This window comes from Neisseria sp. P0021.S005 (genome assembly GCF_051956955.1).
The window spans coordinates 1-881 of the sequence record NZ_JBQCWY010000819.1 but is presented as its reverse complement, the minus strand read 5'-3'; the positions used below and the strand labels follow the sequence as shown (position 1 = coordinate 881).

The following is an 881-nucleotide window of genomic DNA, read 5'->3' as shown; positions in this document are numbered from 1 at the left end:
TTATTTGGGCAACCGGCGGCCTGATTGCCGATGCCAAAATGCCTGTTTTGTTTGACACCCAAGCCCCGGCCGGCACCCACTACTGGATGTATGCCGCCACCGCCCTGCCCGTCTGCCTTGCGTCATTCGGTTTCCACGGCAACGTCTCCAGCCTGCTCAAATACTTTAAAGGCGACGCGCCCAAAGTGGCCAAATCCCTGTGGGCAGGTACGCTGATTGCCTTGGTAATTTACGTCCTCTGGCAAATCGCCATCCAAGGCAACCTGCCGCGCAGCGAGTTCGCACCGGTTATCGCCGCAGAAGGACAAGTTTCCATCCTGATCGAAACGCTGTCCAAGTTTGCCCAAACCGGCAATATGGACAAAGTGTTGACCCTGTTCTCCTACATGGCGATTGCCACCTCCTTCCTCGGCGTAACGCTCGGCCTGTTCGACTACATCGCCGACATCTTCAAATGGAACGACAGCATCTCTGGCCGCACCAAAACCGCCGCGCTGACCTTCCTGCCGCCCCTGATTTCCTGCCTGCTCTTCCCCACCGGCTTCGTTACTGCCATCGGCTACGTCGGCCTGGCCGCCACCATCTGGACCGGCATCATCCCGGCCATGCTGCTCTACCACTCGCGCAAAAAATTCGGCGCCGGCAAAAACTACCAAGTTTACGGCGGATTCTGGCTGATGGTTTGGGTCTTCCTCTTCGGCGTCATCAACATTGCCGCCCAAATATTGAGCCAAATGGAGCTTGTTCCCGTATTTAAAGGTTAAATTCCCTTAAGGCCGTCTGAAACACCCTCTTTCCGACGGCCTACTTCATTCTTTTCCGCTACAAGACCCCCTCTCCCCCCAACGAACCCCATCCATGTACGACAAACTGTATATTAT

1 protein-coding gene is annotated in these 881 nt (G+C 55.6%); it reads left to right on the top strand.

From position 1 onward, the window contains the following. Positions 1-764: aromatic amino acid transport family protein (locus tag ACTHUE_RS19530; protein WP_440424228.1), on the top strand; the 764-nt coding region annotated here is incomplete at its 5' end. Positions 765-881: the final 117 nt, after the last annotated feature.